General features: G+C 71.4%; 17 protein-coding genes and 1 riboswitch. Of the genes, 4 read left to right on the top strand and 13 right to left on the bottom strand.

All coding sequences use genetic code 11. From position 1 onward, the window contains the following. The first annotated feature begins 67 nt into the window (after positions 1-67). On the top strand, positions 68-1630 hold the full coding sequence (locus tag V6V89_RS35460; RefSeq protein WP_334624013.1) for an MFS transporter: 1563 nt from the start codon (positions 68-70) through the stop codon (positions 1628-1630). A gap of 48 nt (positions 1631-1678) precedes the next feature. On the opposite strand, the gene V6V89_RS35455 is transcribed toward V6V89_RS35460, so the two are convergent. The 6 genes from V6V89_RS35455 to V6V89_RS35430 all read right to left on the bottom strand — a co-directional run bounded on the left by V6V89_RS35455 (position 1679) and on the right by V6V89_RS35430 (position 8130). Beyond that, positions 1679-3550, bottom strand: coding sequence for a protein kinase domain-containing protein (locus V6V89_RS35455; protein ID WP_334624012.1), 1872 nt, complete (start codon positions 3548-3550; stop codon positions 1679-1681). A gap of 113 nt (positions 3551-3663) precedes the next feature. Then, positions 3664-4431 (bottom strand): ABC transporter ATP-binding protein, encoded by a 768-nt coding sequence (locus V6V89_RS35450; protein WP_334624011.1) that lies wholly within the window; start codon positions 4429-4431, stop codon positions 3664-3666. Then, positions 4428-5282, bottom strand: a complete 855-nt coding sequence (locus V6V89_RS35445) for an ABC transporter permease (RefSeq protein WP_334624010.1) — start codon at positions 5280-5282, stop codon at positions 4428-4430. Before V6V89_RS35445 ends, V6V89_RS35450 begins: the two co-directional genes overlap by 4 nt. Further along, a complete protein-coding gene (locus V6V89_RS35440) occupies positions 5279-6259 on the bottom strand; it encodes an ABC transporter substrate-binding protein (RefSeq protein WP_334624009.1) in 981 nt (326 codons plus the stop codon). Before V6V89_RS35440 ends, V6V89_RS35445 begins: the two co-directional genes overlap by 4 nt. Continuing rightward, complete coding sequence (locus V6V89_RS35435) at positions 6256-7365, bottom strand: agmatinase family protein (RefSeq protein ID WP_334624008.1); 1110 nt, start codon at positions 7363-7365, stop codon at positions 6256-6258. Before V6V89_RS35435 ends, V6V89_RS35440 begins: the two co-directional genes overlap by 4 nt. A 52-nt stretch (positions 7366-7417) precedes the next feature. After that, positions 7418-7531: riboswitch (guanidine-I (ykkC/yxkD leader) on the bottom strand. A 215-nt stretch (positions 7532-7746) separates the two neighbouring features. Further along, a complete protein-coding gene (locus tag V6V89_RS35430; protein ID WP_334624007.1) occupies positions 7747-8130 on the bottom strand; it encodes an SSI family serine proteinase inhibitor in 384 nt (127 codons plus the stop codon). A gap of 119 nt (positions 8131-8249) precedes the next feature. Here V6V89_RS35430 and V6V89_RS35425 point away from each other — a divergent pair, with 119 nt between their 5' ends. Continuing rightward, complete coding sequence (locus V6V89_RS35425) at positions 8250-8948, top strand: hypothetical protein (RefSeq protein WP_334624006.1); 699 nt, start codon at positions 8250-8252, stop codon at positions 8946-8948. Here the strand turns inward: V6V89_RS35425 and V6V89_RS35420 are convergent. The 7 genes from V6V89_RS35420 to V6V89_RS35390 all read right to left on the bottom strand — a co-directional run bounded on the left by V6V89_RS35420 (position 8931) and on the right by V6V89_RS35390 (position 13933). Beyond that, entirely contained in the window at positions 8931-9656 is a 726-nt protein-coding gene (locus V6V89_RS35420) for an urease accessory protein UreD (RefSeq protein ID WP_334624005.1), read from the bottom strand. The genes V6V89_RS35425 and V6V89_RS35420 overlap by 18 nt on opposite strands. Continuing rightward, the gene (gene ureG / locus V6V89_RS35415) at positions 9653-10303 is read right to left on the bottom strand and encodes an urease accessory protein UreG (RefSeq protein WP_334624004.1); all 651 of its coding nucleotides are present in this window, start codon (positions 10301-10303) and stop codon (positions 9653-9655) included. Before ureG ends, V6V89_RS35420 begins: the two co-directional genes overlap by 4 nt. Then, a complete protein-coding gene (locus V6V89_RS35410) occupies positions 10293-10937 on the bottom strand; it encodes an urease accessory protein UreF (RefSeq protein WP_334624003.1) in 645 nt (214 codons plus the stop codon). Before V6V89_RS35410 ends, ureG begins: the two co-directional genes overlap by 11 nt. After that, positions 10937-12643, bottom strand: coding sequence for an urease subunit alpha (locus tag V6V89_RS35405; protein ID WP_334624002.1), 1707 nt, complete (start codon positions 12641-12643; stop codon positions 10937-10939). The genes V6V89_RS35410 and V6V89_RS35405 overlap by 1 nt, the downstream gene beginning before the upstream one ends. Continuing rightward, positions 12640-12945, bottom strand: coding sequence for an urease subunit beta (locus V6V89_RS35400; protein WP_334624001.1), 306 nt, complete (start codon positions 12943-12945; stop codon positions 12640-12642). The genes V6V89_RS35405 and V6V89_RS35400 overlap by 4 nt, the downstream gene beginning before the upstream one ends. Further along, on the bottom strand, positions 12942-13244 hold the full coding sequence (locus V6V89_RS35395; protein WP_334624000.1) for an urease subunit gamma: 303 nt from the start codon (positions 13242-13244) through the stop codon (positions 12942-12944). The genes V6V89_RS35400 and V6V89_RS35395 overlap by 4 nt, the downstream gene beginning before the upstream one ends. 80 nt (positions 13245-13324) lie before the next feature. After that, complete coding sequence (locus V6V89_RS35390) at positions 13325-13933, bottom strand: hypothetical protein (protein WP_334623999.1); 609 nt, start codon at positions 13931-13933, stop codon at positions 13325-13327. A gap of 171 nt (positions 13934-14104) precedes the next feature. On the opposite strand from V6V89_RS35390, the gene V6V89_RS35385 reads away from it, so the two are divergent. Further along, positions 14105-14875, top strand: a complete 771-nt coding sequence (locus V6V89_RS35385; protein ID WP_334623998.1) for a hypothetical protein — start codon at positions 14105-14107, stop codon at positions 14873-14875. 76 nt (positions 14876-14951) lie between these two features. After that, positions 14952-16766: an aspartate--tRNA ligase gene (gene aspS / locus V6V89_RS35380; RefSeq protein WP_334623997.1), complete on the top strand. Its 1815-nt coding sequence runs from the start codon at positions 14952-14954 to the stop codon at positions 16764-16766. Positions 16767-16874 lie beyond the last annotated feature (108 nt).

Raw genomic sequence — 16874 nt, 5'->3', positions numbered from 1 at the left:
CAGAGCGGCGGCCAGACCGTCGGTGTCCTGGACCTCTGAGGCCGGCGGTGACGGTAGCGTCCCCCGGGTGACCTCTACCTGGGCGCCTCTGCGGATCGCGGCGTTCCGCAGCCTGTGGATCGCCGTACTGGCGAGCAACATCGGCACCTGGATGCAGACCGTCGGCGCGCAGTGGCTGCTGGTCGAGCAGCGCGACTCGTCGGCACTCGTGGCGCTCGTGCAGACGGCGAGCATGCTGCCGGTGCTGCTGCTGGCGCTGCCGTCGGGGGCGCTGGCCGACACGTTCGACCGGCGGCGGCTGCTGATCGCGGTGCAGGGGTTCCTGGTGAGCGTGGGTGCGTTGCTCACCGTGCTGACCGCGGCCGACAAGATGCCGCCAGCGCTGCTGCTGACGCTGACGTTCGCGCTGGGAGCCGGCCAGGCGCTGACGCTGCCGGCATGGCAGGCGCTCATCCCCGAACTCGTTCCCCGGCCGCAGCTGCAGGCGGCGTCGGCGCTCGGGTCGATCAGCATCAACCTGGCCCGCTCGGTCGGGCCGGCGATCGCGGGCGTGCTGGTGGCGCAGGTCGGTGTGGCGGCCGTGTTCGGGCTGAACGCGCTGTCGTTCCTTGTGTTCGGGCTGGTTCTGCTGCGATGGCGCCGCCCCGTCGACGGGGCGGCGGGCGCCCCCGAACGGTTCACCGCGGCGATGCGCGCGGGTGGCCGGTACGTGCGGCACTCGCCCATCGTGCGGCGCATCCTGCTGCGTGCCAGCCTGTTCGTGGTACCGGGCAGCGCCCTGTGGGCGCTGCTGCCGCTGGTCGCGAGCCGCCGGCTCGCGCTTGGCGCGGGCGGGTACGGCCTGTTGCTCGGCGCGATCGGCGTCGGCGCCGTCGTGGGCGCTGTCGTTCTGCCCCGGGTACGGGAACGCCTCACGCCGAACCAGTTGCTGGCCGCCGCCGGGCTGACCTTCGGGCTGGCGCTGCTGGTACTCGCACTCGTGCGCAACGTGTTCGTGGTGACGCTGGTGCTGCTGCCCGCCGGCGTGGCCTGGATGACCGTACTGTCCAGCGTCAACGCGGCGCTCCAGCTCTTCCTGCCGAACTGGGTGCGCGGGCGCGGGCTGTCGGTGTGGCAGGTGGTGTTCGCGGGCGGGCAGGCGTTGGGTGCGCTGTTCTGGGGCGCGCTGGCAGACTGGCACGGGCTCGTCGTCACATACGTGGTGGCCACCGTCGTGATGGTCGCGGGGGCGGCGAGCGGGCGGTTCTGGCCGCTGATGGACGGGGCCGGGCTCAACCGCGAGCCCGCGATCTACTGGCCCGAACCGCACCTGGTGCTCGACCCCGACCCGGGCGCCGGGCCGATCCTCGTGACCGTGGCGTACGCGGTGCCGCCCGAGCGGGAGCCGGAGTTCGTGGCGGCGATGCGGGCGGTGCGGCGGTCCCGCCAGCGGACCGGCGCCACCCGCTGGGGCCTGTACCGGGACGGGGCGGTAGCGGGGCGGTTCGTCGAGGTGTACACGGTGCCGTCCTGGGACGAGCACCTGCGCCAGCACGGCGGCCGCCTGACCGGCGCCGACCAGGACGTCGAGGAGCGAGCACGCGCCTTGGTTGTCGGCACCCCCGAGGTAACCCACCTCCTCCCCGCCTGACGCTCGACACACCGGGCCGCGCCCGGTGCTGGATCTTGGAAGCGAGCGTCAGGTCGGGGTTGGAGTGGGGTCGGGGTCGGTTGCCGCTGGGCTGATCGACGCTGACGCCGACGCTGATGGGGTCGGGGTGGGCGAGCACTCCGGTGGTACGGCGGCCGTGCCGCTGGCGGTCAATCGGTTCGGTTTTAGCACCTCGACCTGTATCCGCACCGGTCCCGTGGTCAGCGGGCCGCCGCCGGCCACCGGAAGGGTGACGGTGCCGGCCGAGGCAGCGGTCGCGGTGTGTGTGCTGGTCGAGCCGTCCGGGGCCGTGACCTGGTACATCACCGTGGTGCCGCCGGAGACGGTCGCGGCGGCGGTGACGGAGTACGTGCAGTCGGCGGCGACCGACACGGTGACGGCCACGCCGGTGACGCGCGCGGGCGGGCGCGGGGGAGGGGCGGTCGTCACCGCGCCGCCGCCTCCGCTCGGTGCGGGTGTGGGGCTGGTGGTCGTGCGGGACACGGGTTCGGTGGCCAACACGGCCCCGGGCAGCGCCTCCGGTGGCGGGGTGCCGGTCGGTGAGGCCAGGTCGGGCATGGCGAGGGTGAGCCCTTGGCGCGGCGGGTTGGTGGCGGGCGCGCCCGGTGGCACGGGGCGCGCCTCGACGATCCGCCCGCCGCTGGTGCCGCTCGGTGCCGAGGTGAGGCTGGCCAGCGCCGCCGCCGTCGGCAGCAGCAGGGCGGCCGCCGAGGTGACGAGCGCGACCCGGCCGCGCCGGCTGATGCGCCGCCTGATCAGGGCCGCGCGTCCTGGACGGTCACCGCGGGTGGCGTCCACCGCGAGGTCGGCTGTTGCGGGCTGGGCTGCTGTCATCGGGGACGCGGTGGGGTTGACCGGCTGGGGTTCGGCGACGGTTGCCGCGTGCGGGTGATCGTCGGATGCCGCAGCCAGCCGGACGGGCTCAGTAGGTAACGGTGCCGGCAGGTCGGTGGAGGGCGCGGTGGATCCGGGCGTCGCAAGGCCCGCGGGGAGCAGAGCGGGTAGGGCCGTGCGCCATGGGGGGAGGTAGGCGCGGCGGGAAAGCGGCACCGGGTGTGGCGCCGCGGCGCGGCGACGACGGCGTGGCCGGCCGGCCTTCAGCAGCGCCTCACGTGCTCCGGCCGCGTCGAGGCGGTCGGCGACGTTCTTGGCGAGCAGTCCGTCGATCACCGCTGTGAGTGGTCCGGCCCGGCGGGGGCGGGGGTGTGGGTCGCAGACGGTGGCGACCAGGCATGCCATGGTGTCGCCGCGCGCGAACGGGCCGACGCCCTCGACCGCGAAGAACAGCGTCGCGCCGAGCCCGAACAGATCAGCCGGTGCCCCTCCAGGCGCGCCGTGCAGGCGTTCCGGTGCGACGTATCCGGGGCTGCCCATCACCGCGACGGTGCGGATGGCGGCCTGGGGGTCGCCGACGGTGGCGATGGAGAAGTCGCTCAGCAGCGGGCGGCCGTCGGACTGTACGAGGACGTTGGAGGGTTTGACGTCGCGGTGGATGACGCCGGCGGCGTGCGCGGCGTCGAGGGCGTCGAGCAGGCCCAGCCCGAGCCGCGCCGCGGCCATCGGCTCCATCGGGCCGTCTTCCTCGACGAGCTGGCGCAGCGACCGGCCCTCGACGAGGCGCATGACGACCCACGGCTGGTCGGCGTCGTCGACCGCGTCGTAGACGGCGACGATGTTGGGATGGAAGAGCCGCCCTGCGCTGAGCGCCTCCACCATCGCGCGGTGCCTGATCTCATCCCGTTCCTGCGGGGTGACGTACTGATCGAAGCGGATCTCCTTGATCGCAACCCACCTGGCGAGGCGCAGATCGTACGCCCGCCAGACCACCCCCATGCCGCCCGTGCCGATGACCGAGTCCAAGACATACCGGCCCGCGACCAGGCGCCCATCCGACGCCAAGCTGACCTCCCCGTAGCCGCGTAACTACTCCAGCACCAGGTAAGGAGGCAAGCCATCCCAGATCCGTACGGGCGGGTATCGGCTGATGATCCGATACTCCCCGTCCAGCTCGTCTATTTCCCCTGGTGACGTCGGTGATGGGTACGGACGAGATCCTCTACTTGGATGCGTAGGGCGAGGAATTCCGGAAGTCTTTTTGCCGACAGTTCACGATCGTCGGGAAGGTCGACCGGGATGTCGGCCGCGATCCGGCCCGGGTCGCTGGCGAGCACGACCACCCGCTGGCCGAGAAACACGGCCTCTTCCACGTCGTGCGTGACCATCAGGACCGTCGTGCCGGTGTCGCGCCAGACCCGCCGGATGAGGACCTGCATGTCCTCCTTGGTCTGGACGTCCAGCGCGCCGAACGGCTCGTCCAGCAGCAGCACCTCCGGTTCGCAGGCGAGTGCCCGCGCGATGGCGACCCGCTGCCGCTGGCCGCCCGACAGCTGCTTGGGCAGCGCGTGACGCAGCTCGGCCAGGCCGGTCTCGTCGAGGTACCAGGTGACCCGGCGGGCGCGCTCGGCCCGGCTGATCGGCAGGAGCTCCAGCCCGAACCCGACGTTTCGCTCGACGGTGCGCCACGGGTACACGGCGCCCTGCTGGAAGACCAGGCCGCGGTCCGGCCCCGGGCCGGACACCGCGCGGCCGTCGAGGAGCACCTCACCGCCGGTCGGCCGGGCGAGCCCGGCCACCAGCGACAGCAGCGTCGACTTGCCGGAGCCACTGGCGCCGACGACGGAGATGAACTGGCCGCGCGGCACGGCCAGGTCGATGCCGTCGAGCGCGCGCACCGCGCCGAAGTCCTTGATCACCCCATTGAGTTGGAGTACCGCGCTCATACCCATCTCCCCACTCGGTCGCGGGTCAGGCGCAGCAGCAGGTCGATCGCCAGGCCGATGACGGCGATGACCACGAGTACCGCGAAGATGCGGTCGATCTGGTTGAACCGTTGCGCCCGCACGATCCGGTATCCGAGGCCGGACTCGGAGGCGATCAGCTCGGCGACGACCACGAAGTTCCACGCGGCGGCCGCGTTGACCCGGATGGCGTCGAGCATGCCGGGCAGCGCACCGGGCACGATCACCTTGCGCAGCACCTCGCCACGCCGGGCGCCGAGCGTGTAGGAAACGTCGATCAGCGCGATCGGCACCTGCCGCACCGCGTCGGCGGTCATCAGCGTGTTGAAGAAGATCGTGCCGATGAACAGCAGCGCGATCTTCGACGGCTCGCCGAGTCCCAGCCAGATGATCAGCAGCGGGATGAACGCGCTGGCGGGAAGGTACCGCAGGAGGCCGATCACCGGTTCGAGGGCGGACTGGGCGGCCCGGAAGCTGCCCATCAGGATGCCGAGCGGCACCGAGACGAGCACGGCCAGCCCGAAGCCTTGCAGTACCCGCGCCATGGTCGCCCAGGCGTCCGTCCACAGGACCCCGGAGCGGGCCATCTCCGCGCCGGCCGCCCACGCCTCGGCCGGCGAGGGCAGGAAATCGGGGCGCCCGTCGACCAGTACGCTGCCGACCTGCCACGCGGCCAGCGGCACCGCCACCGACAGCACGGCGAGCGCCCACCTCGCCACCGGGCTGATCGGGGCGCGGATGGCGAACAGGCCCGGCACCCGCCGTGCGAGCCGGCGCCGGGGGAGCGGATCCCACTCCCGATGGGGTCGTTCCACAGTCGCTGGCGCTGTCACGAGGATGATGCCTTGACGAAGGTTGGGTCGAACAGGCCGTCGAGGGGCGGCTCCTCGTCGACGAGTCCCGCCTCGACGAGGAACTTCGCGATCAGCTTGGCCTGGTGGTCCAGGTTCGCCGGCGAGGCGCCCGGCTCGAAGGCCGCGAGGTTCTGCTCCCGCGTGAAGATCGTGGTGCCGGAGTCATAGGTCTTGTAGTCGGCGTCGCTGACGCCGCCCTTCTTGGCCATGATGCTCACCGCCGCGGCGGGGTTCGCCTTCATCCACGCCAGCGTCTCGAACCACGTGTCCACCATCGCCTGTACCTCTGTGGGGTGGTCCTTGACGAAGTCGGCGGTGAACACCAGGTGGTCGGGGATCGCGCCGGGGAAGTCGGCGGAGGTGGCGATGGCCTTGCTGCCGGCGAGCCCGAGCGCCGTGGTGGTGAACGGCGCGAACGCGCCGACGGCGTCGACCTGCCCGGCGAGGAAGGCGGCCGCGGCGGCGTCGGTCAGCAGCGGCTTCACCGTGATGTCCTTTTCGGACAGCCCAGCTTTCTGGAGGGCGAGCAGCAGCAGATAGTGGTCGACCGTGCCCTGCTCCACGGCCACCGTCTTGCCTTTCAACCGCGCCACCGAGTCGATGCCCGGCCTGGCGATGATCTGGTCGTTGCCGGTGGAGTTGTCGTTGACGAGCACGATGGTCTGTTGCGCGCCGCCGCTGACGGAGGAGAGCGTGTCGTTGAGGGTCTGGCTGTTGGCGTCGAGGTTGCCGGTGGACAGCGCGGTGAGGCTGTCGGTGTAGCTGTCGAAGTACTTGAGGTCGACGGTCACGCCGTTCTTGGCGAACAGGCCCTGCTCCTGCGCGACCTGCCAGGGAAACCATCCGGGCCAGGCGCTGAACCCGATCCGCACCGTGGTCGGCGTGCCCTCGGCATCCTCTGCGGGCCCGCACGCGGCGAGCAGTAAGAGCGCCATGACAGCGGCAATCTTCTTCATGACGTGCTCCTTTGGGGGAGGTGGCCGGCCCGCACCAGGCAACCGAGGGTGTCGCAGATGACGCGCGTGGCGATGAGGGACGTGATGTCGGCGTTGTCGTACGGCGGCGAGCATTCGACGACCTCGATGCCGGCCAGCGGCCGTTCCGCGATGAGCTGGATGAACTTGAGCACCTCGCGTGGCAGGAAGCCGCCGGGCTCCGGCCAGCCGGTGCCGGGTACGAACGCGGCGTCCAGGCAGTCGACGTCGAACGACAGCCACACCGCCTTGGCGCCGTCCCACGCGACCTCCAGCGCGCGTTCGGCGGCGGCTTCGATGCCCATCTCGACGCAGTCGGTGACCGTCATGATCGTGGTGCCGCGCTCGCGGCCCACCTTGACGCCGGGGCGGGGCGCCTGCCAGCCGCCGATGCCGATCTGCACGAGGTTCTTCGGCGGGACGTTGGGGATGTCGGTCGCGTGGAACCACGGCGTCGTGTGCATCCGCTCGTCGAGGTCGGTCTCCTGGGTGTCGACGTGCCGGTCGAAGTGGATGATCCCCAGGTTGCCGTCGAGGTGTTCGGCGACCCCGCGCACCGTCGGGTACCCGATCGAGTGGTCACCGCCCAGCACCACCGGGAACGCGCCCGAGGAGTACACGTGGCTGACCGCCTTCGAGATCTGGTCGAAGGTCTTCTCGATGTTGGCGGGGATGGTGAACACGTCGCCGAGGTCCGCGATCGTGATCGACTCGCGCAGGTCGACGCCGAGCTCGAACGAGTACGGGCCGTAGAGGGCGGAGATCTTGCGGATGCCCTGCGGGCCGAAGCGGGTGCCGGAACGGTATGTCGTGCCGCCGTCGAACGGCGCGCCCAGCACCGCCACGTCGTACTCGCCGCAGCGGCGCACATCCTCGACGTACGGCGCTTTCAGGAAGGTGTTGATGCCGGCGAAGTGCGGCAGCTCGCCGCGGGAGAACGTCGGGATGCGCTTGTCGACAATGGAGTCGGCGCCGGGCAGGCCGTACTCCAACCCGCGCGCGATCTCTTCCTCCCACTTCGTCGTGGGCAGTTCGGCCTCGCGCTCGACGGCGTAGCGGGCCTCGGGACCGTAGTGGTTGTGGAACATGCCCACGGGCACCTCCGGGCGACGGCCTGGCTGGATACAGCCAGGAACGGCTGTCTCCCGGGCTTTTGTCCCGCCGTGGAGCGCGGCGGCTCAGGGCCACCGCGCCTGCGTCTCTCGGACCAGACCCGCCCGCTGCTCGGGCGGCGGAACCCTAGGCGCGCCTCACCTGTGGTGAGTCCCCCGCAGTAGACCCGGCGCCCATTGCGCGCGCTTTGCCCGTTCGTTACGCCCATGTATCGACGCAGATGAGAGTGGTGCGACCGCGCCGCGCCCCCTTGCCGTCGATCAAGAACAAACGCACGTGGTTCGATCTCATTTCCGCGTGCGTTTGTCCTTGATCGATGCGGATCTCCTTGATCGGCGGCGCGGCGCGCCGCCGGCCTAATAGAGGAAGACGTGGCCGTGCGAGATTGCCGCACAGCCCGAGTTCGACTGGAACTCGCTGAATAGGATCTCCTTGCCATCCATACGCCCGGTCACGCCGATCAGCACCGGGTCCCACACGTCCGTGCAGCCCTGGCCCGGCAGCGGCGGGATCGAGGCGATGTCGCCCTTGGCGTCGCTGATCTCCGAGCACACCTCCTTCTGGTGCGGATGGGTGGGCAGGCCCGGGCCGACCGGGCCGCAGTCCACCAGGATCACCCCGCTCGGGCTGTAGATCCGCACCTCGTTGTCGTCGGCCGCTGGTGAGGCGGCGGCGGATGGGGCGGCGAGTGCCAGGGCTCCGAGGGCGGCAAGGGCCACCGCGGCGATGCGCGTTCTCATCAGTCCTCCCGTGGGTGAGAAAAACTTCCTTCTATATAGATGTCGATCGTACGAGTGAGGGTTCGCGCCAAGGTGCGTCAAATCAACGACCGTGGACGAGCGTGCGGCATGATGTGGCGGTGAACGACGACCAGACCCTCGAACGGGTGCGTGAGATGCGCGCGAAGGGCGCGCCACCCAAGGTGATCGCCCGTGCGCTCGGCATGACGCCGGCCGAGGTGGCGCCCCTCATCAGGGCCGCCGCCGCGACCAGTGACGCGCCGGCACCGGCATCGGAGCTGGCCGGATGCTGGATCAGCGGCGGCTGGAGCGACGGGCTCACCGTCCACGGCCACCCCGAGTGGGTGGACGTCGACATGCCCGGCCTGACGACGCGCGGGCTGGCGGCAGTGCTCGTCGCGCGCCGGCTGCGGCACAGCTCCAAGCTTCAGATCGGCGGCTTCCTGATCGACGTCTACTGCCTGGGTGTCAAGAACGCCCTGGAGGCGACGATGAACGAGCGGGAGCTGCCCCAGTTCGTCGCCAACTACTTCGCGACGTACGACGGCGGGCCGCTCGCCGTACCGGTGGAGCAGGCGCAGCACGTGGTTTTCGGCGCCGCCGAGTACGCCCGCCGGCTCGGGTTCGAGCCGCATCCGGACTTCGCGCCGGCCGCGGATCTGCTCGGGCCCTGGACCGGGCCAAGTGACATCACGTTCGGGCTCGACGGCGTGCCGACGTTCATCCAGGGCCCTTACGACGACGTCCGCGCGATCGAGAAGACCCTCAGACGCTCAGTCGGCAAGGGGAAGTACGCGATCTCATTCGTCGTCGGGTAGGCACGCGTCGAGGGCGGTGCGGACCTCGCGGAGGTCAGCGCCCGTCGCGGTCGCGAGCGCCGCGGGCCCCACCAGCGGCATCAACGCCGCGGCCGGGCCTAGCACCACGGGCTTCGGCGGCTTGTCGGCCCAGGCCGGGTCGACCACCAGCAGCGAAGCGGTGGCGCGGCCGCCGCCCAACACCGCCGGGCCGTCCCAGCCGGCGGCGCGCGGTCCGACCGCCACTTCCTGGCGCATGAGGGTACCGCCGGCGTAGCGCACCGTCGTGTCGAGGCGTGCGTCGCCGGGCTGCTCGCCGTGGCGGCCGCAGACCAGTTCCTCGCGCCACACCAGCGAGGCGCCCTCCTCAAGATCCACTGTGGATCGCGACACGTGGTCGCAGCAGCGCGCGGCGATGAGCGGCTCGGGCAGCCACCGCAGGCGGCCACCGGCCGCCACCGTCGCGTGGACCTCCAGCAGCGAGGCTCCGCCGCTGGCGCCGGGAAGTGCCAGGGAGGCGGCGACGGTACGCAGGCACAGCAGCGCGCCCGGGCCCACCTCGATCTCGATGCGCAGCCGGTCGCCGCCCAGCGGCCCGGCGGCGCCGCCGACGAGATGTACCGTCTCCGGCCCTGTGCGGCGAAGCAGCAGCGGCGACTCCGACCGCACGGTCGTCAGGCGGGTGCCGCTGTCACCCGCGACCGCGACGATCCGGGCGGTGGCTCTCACGGGTGGATCAGGGCACGGACCCAGTCGGCCACGGGCTTGGCGGACGGGTCTTCGACCAGCGAGAGGAACACCGTCGGCAGCGTGCCCCGGCGGGCCTGCGCGTCGCGGGCCATCACGGACAGGTCAGCACCGACCAGCGGCGCCAGGTCGGTCTTGTTGACGACCAGCAGGTCGGCCGAGGTGACACCGGGGCCGCCCTTTCTGGGTACCTTGTCGCCGCCGGCCACGTCCACGACGAAGATCTGCTGGTCGACCAGGCCCTTGCTGAACGTCGCGGTCAGGTTGTCGCCGCCGCTCTCCACCAACACGAGGTCGAGCGGGCCCAACTCGGCTTCGAGATCCTCGACGGCGTCGAGGTTGGCGGAGATGTCGTCGCGGATCGCGGTGTGCGGGCAGCAGCCGGTCTCGACGGCCTTGATGCGCTCGGCGGGCAGTACGCCGTTGCGCAGCAGGAAGTCGGCGTCTTCGGTGGTGTAGATGTCGTTGGTAACCACGGCCAGGCGCAGCTCGCTGGCCAGAGTGCGGCACAGCGCGGCGACCAGCGCGGTCTTGCCCGAGCCGACCGGCCCGCCGATGCCGACCCGCAGGGCGCGTGGGCCGGCGACCAAGGGGGCGTGGGGGTCGGGGTGAGGGTGTTCAGCTGGCAAAGAGACGCACCTCCCAGCGCGCGTGGATCTCGGCACCGGCGTCCAGCAACGGCGCTGACGCGGCGGGCAGGTCGTCGACCGGCCAGTCGGCGTGGGCGGCGGCCCGTGCGGCCACCGTCTCGCAGTCGGTCGCCAAATCGGCGAGTAGAGCGTGTACCCGGTACGGATCAAGCCCCAGCAGGCGCACGGCGGCGCTGGCGGAGCCGGTGACCGTGCCGTAAGCGGCGGCCAATGCCGCCTGTGCGGGGTCGAGCCCGGCGGCGGCCGCGACCACGCCGAGCGCGACGGGCTGGTGCGGGCTCGCAGCCAGTGCGGGCACCGTCCACATGTGACGGGCGGCGCGCAGCAGTGCCCGGCCCTGGGTCCGGGAAGCGCGGCGCAGCGCGGGCGAAGGGGTGCGCGCGTCGAGCCCCGCGTCCAGCGCCTCGATATCCACAGTGGAGTGACAGGCCGCGGCGGCGAACGCGGCCGACACCAGGCCGGCGGTGGCCAACCGTCCACGTAGGAACGCCGCCAGGTCGTCGACGCCGGTGACGCGGCGCGCGGTCACGGCCGCCTCCAGCCCGCCCGAGTGCGCGTGCCCACCGGACGGGAACCGGCCGTCGGCCAGCAGCAGAAGCGAGGTCAGCGACATCAGAACAGGAAGTACCGCTGGGCCATCGGCAGCTCGGTCACCGGCTTCGGCTCGATCACCTCGCCGTCGACCCGCACCGTGAACGTGTCTGGCTCCACCTCGATCCGCGGCATGGCGTCGTTGAGTGGCATGTCGGCCTTGCCCCGCGACCGTACGCTCGCAACCGGCACCAGGCGGCGCGCCACGGCGAGCCGGTCCGCGAGGCCGTCGTCGACCGCCGCCGGCGCGACGAACGCGACGCTCGTCGCCGCTGGCGCGGCGCCATAAGCGCCGAACATCGGCCGGGGCAGCACCGGCTGCGGTGTGGGGATCGAGGCGTTCGCGTCGCCCATCTGCGCCCACGCGATCATGCCGCCCTTGACGACCAGGTGCGGCCGTACCCCGAAGAAAGCCGGATCCCACAACACCAGGTCGGCGAGCTTGCCGGGCTCGACCGACCCGACCTCGCCCTCGATGCCGTGCGCCACCGCCGGGCAGATCGTGTACTTGGCGACGTACCGCTTGGCGCGCTGGTTGTCGGCGGTGCCGTCGCCGGGCAGCGCGCCCCGCCGGTCCTTCATGACGTGCGCGGTCTGCCAGGTGCGCAGGACGACCTCGCCGACCCGGCCCATCGCCTGCGAATCCGAGCCGATCATCGAGATCGCGCCGAGGTCGTGCAGGACGTCTTCGGCGGCCATCGTGCTGGGCCGGATGCGGCTCTCGGCGAACGCCAGGTCTTCGGGCACCGCCGGATTGAGGTGGTGGCAGACCATCAGCATGTCGAGGTGCTCGTCGAGCGTGTTGCGGGTGTACGGCCGGGTCGGGTTGGTCGATGACGGCAGCACGTTGGGGTGGGAGGCGACCGTGATGATGTCGGGCGCGTGGCCGCCGCCGGCGCCCTCGGTGTGGTACGCGTGGATCGCCCGGCCGCCAATCGCGCGCAGGGTGTCTTCGACGAAGCCGGCCTCGTTGAGCGTGTCGGTGTGGATGTTGACCTGCACACCCGACGCGTCCGCGACCCTCAGGCACGCGTCGATCGCCGCGGGTGTGGTGCCCCAGTCCTCGTGCAGCTTGAACCCGCCCGCGCCGCCGCGCAGCTGCTCCCACATCGACTCTTCGCTGACCGTGTTTCCCTTGCCGAGCAGCATGACGTTGACCGGCCAGGGGTCGATCGCCTCCAGCATCCGCGCCAGGTGCCACGAGTTCGGGGTGACCGTGGTGGCCTTCGAACCCTCGGCCGGGCCGGTGCCGCCGCCCAGGACCGTGGTGATGCCGCTGGCGAGCGCCTCTTCGAGGATCTGCGGGCAGATCAGGTGCACGTGGCTGTCGATCGCGCCCGCCGTCAGGATCTTGCCGTTGCCGGCGATGACCTCGGTGCCCGGCCCGATCACCAGGTCGGGGTGCACACCGTCCATGGTGTCGGGGTTGCCGGCCTTGCCCAGCGCCACGACGCGCCCGTCGCGGATGCCGACGTCGGCCTTCACGATGCCCCAGTGGTCGAGCACCACGGCGCCGGTGATCACCGTGTCGGGCGTACCCTCGGCGCGCGTCGCCCGCGACTGGCCCATCGATTCGCGGATCACCTTGCCGCCGCCGAACACCGCCTCGTCGCCGCCCGCGCTGCGATCCTCCTCGACCTCGATCAGCAGGTTGGTGTCCGCGAGCCGGATGCGGTCGCCGGTGGTCGGCCCGTAGAGCGCGGCGTACCGCCGCCGCTCGATCCTCATAACTCCCCACCGACCTCGCCGCGAAGGCCAGGCACGATCCGGCGGCCAGCAAGGGGTACCAGGTCGACGTCGCGCGGGATGCCTGGCTCGAACCGCACGGACGTGCCCGCCGGTATCGCCAGCCGGTGGCCCCGGGCGGCCTGGCGGTCGAAGTCGAGCGCCGGGTTGGCCTCGGCGAAGTGGTAGTGCGATCCCACCTGTACCGGACGGTCGGCGGTGTTGACGACGGCGAGCGACAGCACCGCGCGGCCAGCGTTGATCTCGATGTCCCCCTCGCCGGGGATGACCTCTCCGGGGATCATGGGATCGGCTCGTGGACGGTAACGAGCTTCGTCCCGTCCGGGAACGTCGCCTCGACCTGCACCTCGGCCAGCATCTCCGGCACGCCTTCGAGCACGTCGTCGCGGGTCAGCACCTGCCGCCCGGCCTCCATGAGCTCGTTGACGGTGCGCCCGTCACGGGCCGCCTCCAGCAGGAACGCCGTGATGATCGCGGTCGCCTCCGGGTGGTTGAGCTTCAGGCCGCGGTCGCGGCGCCGCTGCGCCACGTCGGCGGCGACGTGGATCAGCAACCGGTCCTGCTCATGGCGGGTCAGAAACACTCGAACACCTCCGGCATGACGTCGCGCTGCGATGCTGACACCCCAACGTTTCCAGCGCGTTTCGGTTGTGCGGACGCGGATCAGGCGGCCGGCGTGACCTGCGCGGCTGCCAACACCACGACGCCCTCCGGCGCCTCGCACCGTACCTGGATCGTCAGCTCCTCGGCGCCCTCCACCTCCGCGGCGAGGGAGGCCGCGCGTGTCATCGTCGCCTCGAACTGGGTGCCGCGGGTCCGCTGCGTGAGCGTGCCGTCCCGTTCCTTCACACCAGCCAGCGCGTAGACGTATGTGCGGGCGTCCTTTTCGACCTCGTAATACGGATGCACGGTCGCGGAGAAATCGAGATATCGGCCGCGCACGAGATAATTGACCGAACGTACCTTGTCATTGGCCTGGTTGGTCGGGCAGCGCACCACAATGGCGTGTTCGTATCCCGATTTCCCGGCCAGCTCGCGAGGTAGTTTCGTCAAGTTCGCGGCGCCGGCCTGCGGGCTCAGGGTGTCGACGTATGTCGCTCGACCGGGCTCCGTCGTCGCCTGCATCGTAGCTGGTCTTGCTGCTGTTGTGGGCGTTGGCGACGGTTTCTCCGGTACCGGCTGGGGCCACTGCCAGGCGGCCAGCGCGATCGCCGATGAGGTGACCAGCGTTACCGCGCCGAGCGCGATTCCGATCCTCTCGATCCGGCTCATCCGTACGGCCTCGATTCTGTGCGATTCCAATCCAATGACAGTGGCTCATTATCGGGGCGTCTACCCATTGTGGAAGTCGCTCAATCGTGGACGCATATGTGACAGTGATTGGCTGCCAGGCGTGCGATAAATGCGTTCCCTTTGCCGCAGCTCGATCAAGGAGGTGGCGCGGTGAGCGCGCCCAACCCGAACGCCGTCATTCCACCGCCCCGCCCTCCGCTACCCGCCGGTCCGGTCTCCGGCAAGCGGCTGCCGTACGGCGTCACCGCACTCGCTGTTGCCGGGCTCGCCCTGCTGCTGGCGCTCGGGTCGGCGGTGTTCGCGTGGCGTGCGATCGACCAAGCCAAGGACGCCAAGCAGGTAGCGCTCGCGGGCCGCGGCGAGCCCGCCGCGCCGGCGACCCCAACTGCCCAGGAGTCGCTGCCGTCGTCGTCATTGTCGGAGGAGCCGGCCGCTGCCGCCGGGCCGACGGATCCGGTCGAGCCCGCCGGGACGGGCGAGCCGGCTCCGCTGGACGAGCGCACCGTCTACACGCCCAAATACGAGAAGCAGTCCCTGACCCTCAAGGCCCGCGAGTGCACGACTATGTACGCCGACCTGGACGAGCCCCGCGCGAACGTCGCCTCCACCGGTTATGACCTGGCGGTGCGCGGCGACTGCGGCAGCACGCCCGCCTACGTCAGCCTCGGCGACGGCGTCCAAGGCAGCGACTCGGGAACGACCAGCTCGACGCCGCAGGACTGCGCGGAGCAGATCCGCACCGCGCCGCTCGGCGAGGCGAACGTACCCGTGCGCAAGGGCGTGGTGCTGTGCCTGACCACGTCGTTCGCCGCGGCCAACGAGCGCGGCGACGACCAGCGCATGGTCCTCGTGGAGATCACCGGCGTCGCGGACGACGGGGCGGTCACCCTCAAGGCGACCGCGTGGAACATTCCGCGCTGACGGCGGGTGGCGCGGCCGCTACCGGGCACGCCTGACAGAATGTCGGGGCAATCCCGTTAGCTAAGGAGACGCTCCCGTGATCCGTACCCATGACGCCGGCAGCCTGCGCGCCTCTGACGCCGGCACGACGGTGACGCTCGCCGGGTGGGTGGCCCGCCGGCGCGACCACGGGGGAGTGATCTTCGTCGACCTGCGCGACGCGTCGGGCGTCGTGCAGGTGGTGTTCCGCGAAGAAATGCAGGTGGCGCACGCGCTACGCAACGAGTACTGCGTCAAGGTCACGGGCGCGGTCGAGCGCCGCCCCGCCGGCAACGAGAACCCCGAGCTGCCCACCGGCGAGGTCGAGGTCACCGCGAGCGCCCTGGAGATCCTCTCCGAGGCGGCGCCACTGCCGGTGCCGGTCGACGACCACGTCGACGCCGGCGACGACATCCGGCTCAAGTACCGGTACCTCGACCTGCGGCGCAGCGGCCCGGCGCGGGCGCTGCGGCTGCGCTCCCGGGTCAACCAGGTCGCCCGCACCGTGCTGCACGAGCGCGACTTCGTCGAGATCGAGACGCCGACGCTGACCCGGTCGACGCCCGAGGGCGCCCGCGACTTCCTGGTGCCCGTGCGGCTCCAGCCCGGCACCTGGTACGCCCTGCCGCAGTCGCCGCAGCTGTTCAAGCAGCTGCTGATGGTCGGCGGCATGGAGCGGTACTACCAGATCGCCCGCTGCTACCGCGACGAAGACTTCCGCGCCGACCGGCAACCCGAGTTCACGCAGCTCGACATCGAGATGTCGTTCGTCACCCAGGACGACGTGATCGAGCTCGGCGAGGCGATCATCGGGGCGCTGTGGAAGGACACGATCGGGTACGAGATCCCCCGGCCGGTCCCGCGGATCACGTGGCACGACGCGATGGCGCGATACGGATCCGACAAGCCCGACCTGCGGTACGGCGTGGAGCTGACCGAGCTGACCGACTACCTGCGCGGCACCGAGTTCCGGGTCTTCGCGGGCGCGATCGAGGCCGGCGGGTACGTCGGTGCCGTGGTCATGCCCGGCGGCGCCGCCCAGAGCCGCAAGGAGCTCGACGGCTGGCAGGACTGGGCCAAGGCCCGGGGCGCGCGCGGCCTGGCGTACGTGGTGCTGGACGCCGAGACCGGCGAGGCGCGCGGGCCGGTCGCCAAGAACCTCAGCGAGGCACACCTGTCCGGGCTCGCCGACGCGGTCGGCGCCAAGCCCGGCGACGCGATCTTCTTCGCCGCCTCGACGAACACCCGCGAGGCGCAAGAGCTGCTCGGCGCCGCCCGCATCGAGATCGCCAAGCGGACCGGGCTGATCGACGAGGAGGCGTGGGCCTTCTGCTGGGTCGTCGACGCGCCGATGTTCGAGCCGACTGACGAGGGCGGCTGGACCGCCGTCCACCACCCCTTCACCTCGCCGAACTCCGAGTGGCTCGACCGGTTCGAGCAGGCACCCGACCGGGCGCTGGCGTACGCGTACGACATTGTGTGCAACGGCAACGAGATCGGCGGCGGCTCGGTCCGTATCCACCGCGGCGACGTACAGCGGCGCGTGTTCGACCTGCTCGGCATCACGCCCGACGAGGCGAACGACAAGTTCGGCTTCCTGCTGGAAGCGTTCAAGTACGGCCCGCCGCCGCACGCGGGCATCGCGTTCGGCTGGGACCGGGTCTGCATGCTGCTCGCCGGCGCCGACTCGATCCGCGAGGTGATCGCGTTCCCCAAGACGCGCGGCGGCTACGACCCGCTGACCGGCGCCCCGACGCCGATCACCCCCCAGCAGCGCACCGAGGCCGGCGTAGACGCCAAGCCCAAGCCCGCGCCCGGCGCCCCCACTCCCGGCACAGCGGGCACGGCAGCCCCGGTAGAACACTCCAGCTAGCCCAGCAGGCCAGGGCCCGGCAACGACCCACGGCCCCGCCAGACCTGGCGCGCCCGCCCGCCTGGCGCGCCCGCCCGCCTGGCGCGGCCCGCCCGCCTGGCGCGGCCC

This window comes from Micromonospora sp. CPCC 206061, from assembly GCF_036906915.1.
Lineage (GTDB): Bacteria > Actinomycetota > Actinomycetes > Mycobacteriales > Micromonosporaceae > Phytohabitans.
This window is presented reverse-complemented; position numbering and strand designations above follow the sequence as displayed.

Excerpts from the sequence above, each read along its gene's own strand:
- V6V89_RS35440 (WP_334624009.1), bottom strand. The coding sequence starts at position 6,259 with ATGAAGAAGATTGCCGCTGTCATGGCGCTCTTACTGCTCGCCGCGTGC.
- V6V89_RS35405 (WP_334624002.1), bottom strand. The coding sequence starts at position 12,643 with ATGAGGATCGAGCGGCGGCGGTACGCCGCGCTCTACGGGCCGACCACC.
- V6V89_RS35390 (WP_334623999.1), bottom strand. The coding sequence starts at position 13,933 with ATGAGCCGGATCGAGAGGATCGGAATCGCGCTCGGCGCGGTAACGCTG.
- V6V89_RS35450 (WP_334624011.1), bottom strand. The coding sequence starts at position 4,431 with ATGAGCGCGGTACTCCAACTCAATGGGGTGATCAAGGACTTCGGCGCG.
- V6V89_RS35430 (WP_334624007.1), bottom strand. The coding sequence starts at position 8,130 with ATGAGAACGCGCATCGCCGCGGTGGCCCTTGCCGCCCTCGGAGCCCTG.
- V6V89_RS35410 (WP_334624003.1), bottom strand. The coding sequence starts at position 10,937 with ATGTCGCTGACCTCGCTTCTGCTGCTGGCCGACGGCCGGTTCCCGTCC.
- V6V89_RS35435 (WP_334624008.1), bottom strand. The coding sequence starts at position 7,365 with ATGTTCCACAACCACTACGGTCCCGAGGCCCGCTACGCCGTCGAGCGC.
- V6V89_RS35400 (WP_334624001.1), bottom strand. The coding sequence starts at position 12,945 with ATGATCCCCGGAGAGGTCATCCCCGGCGAGGGGGACATCGAGATCAAC.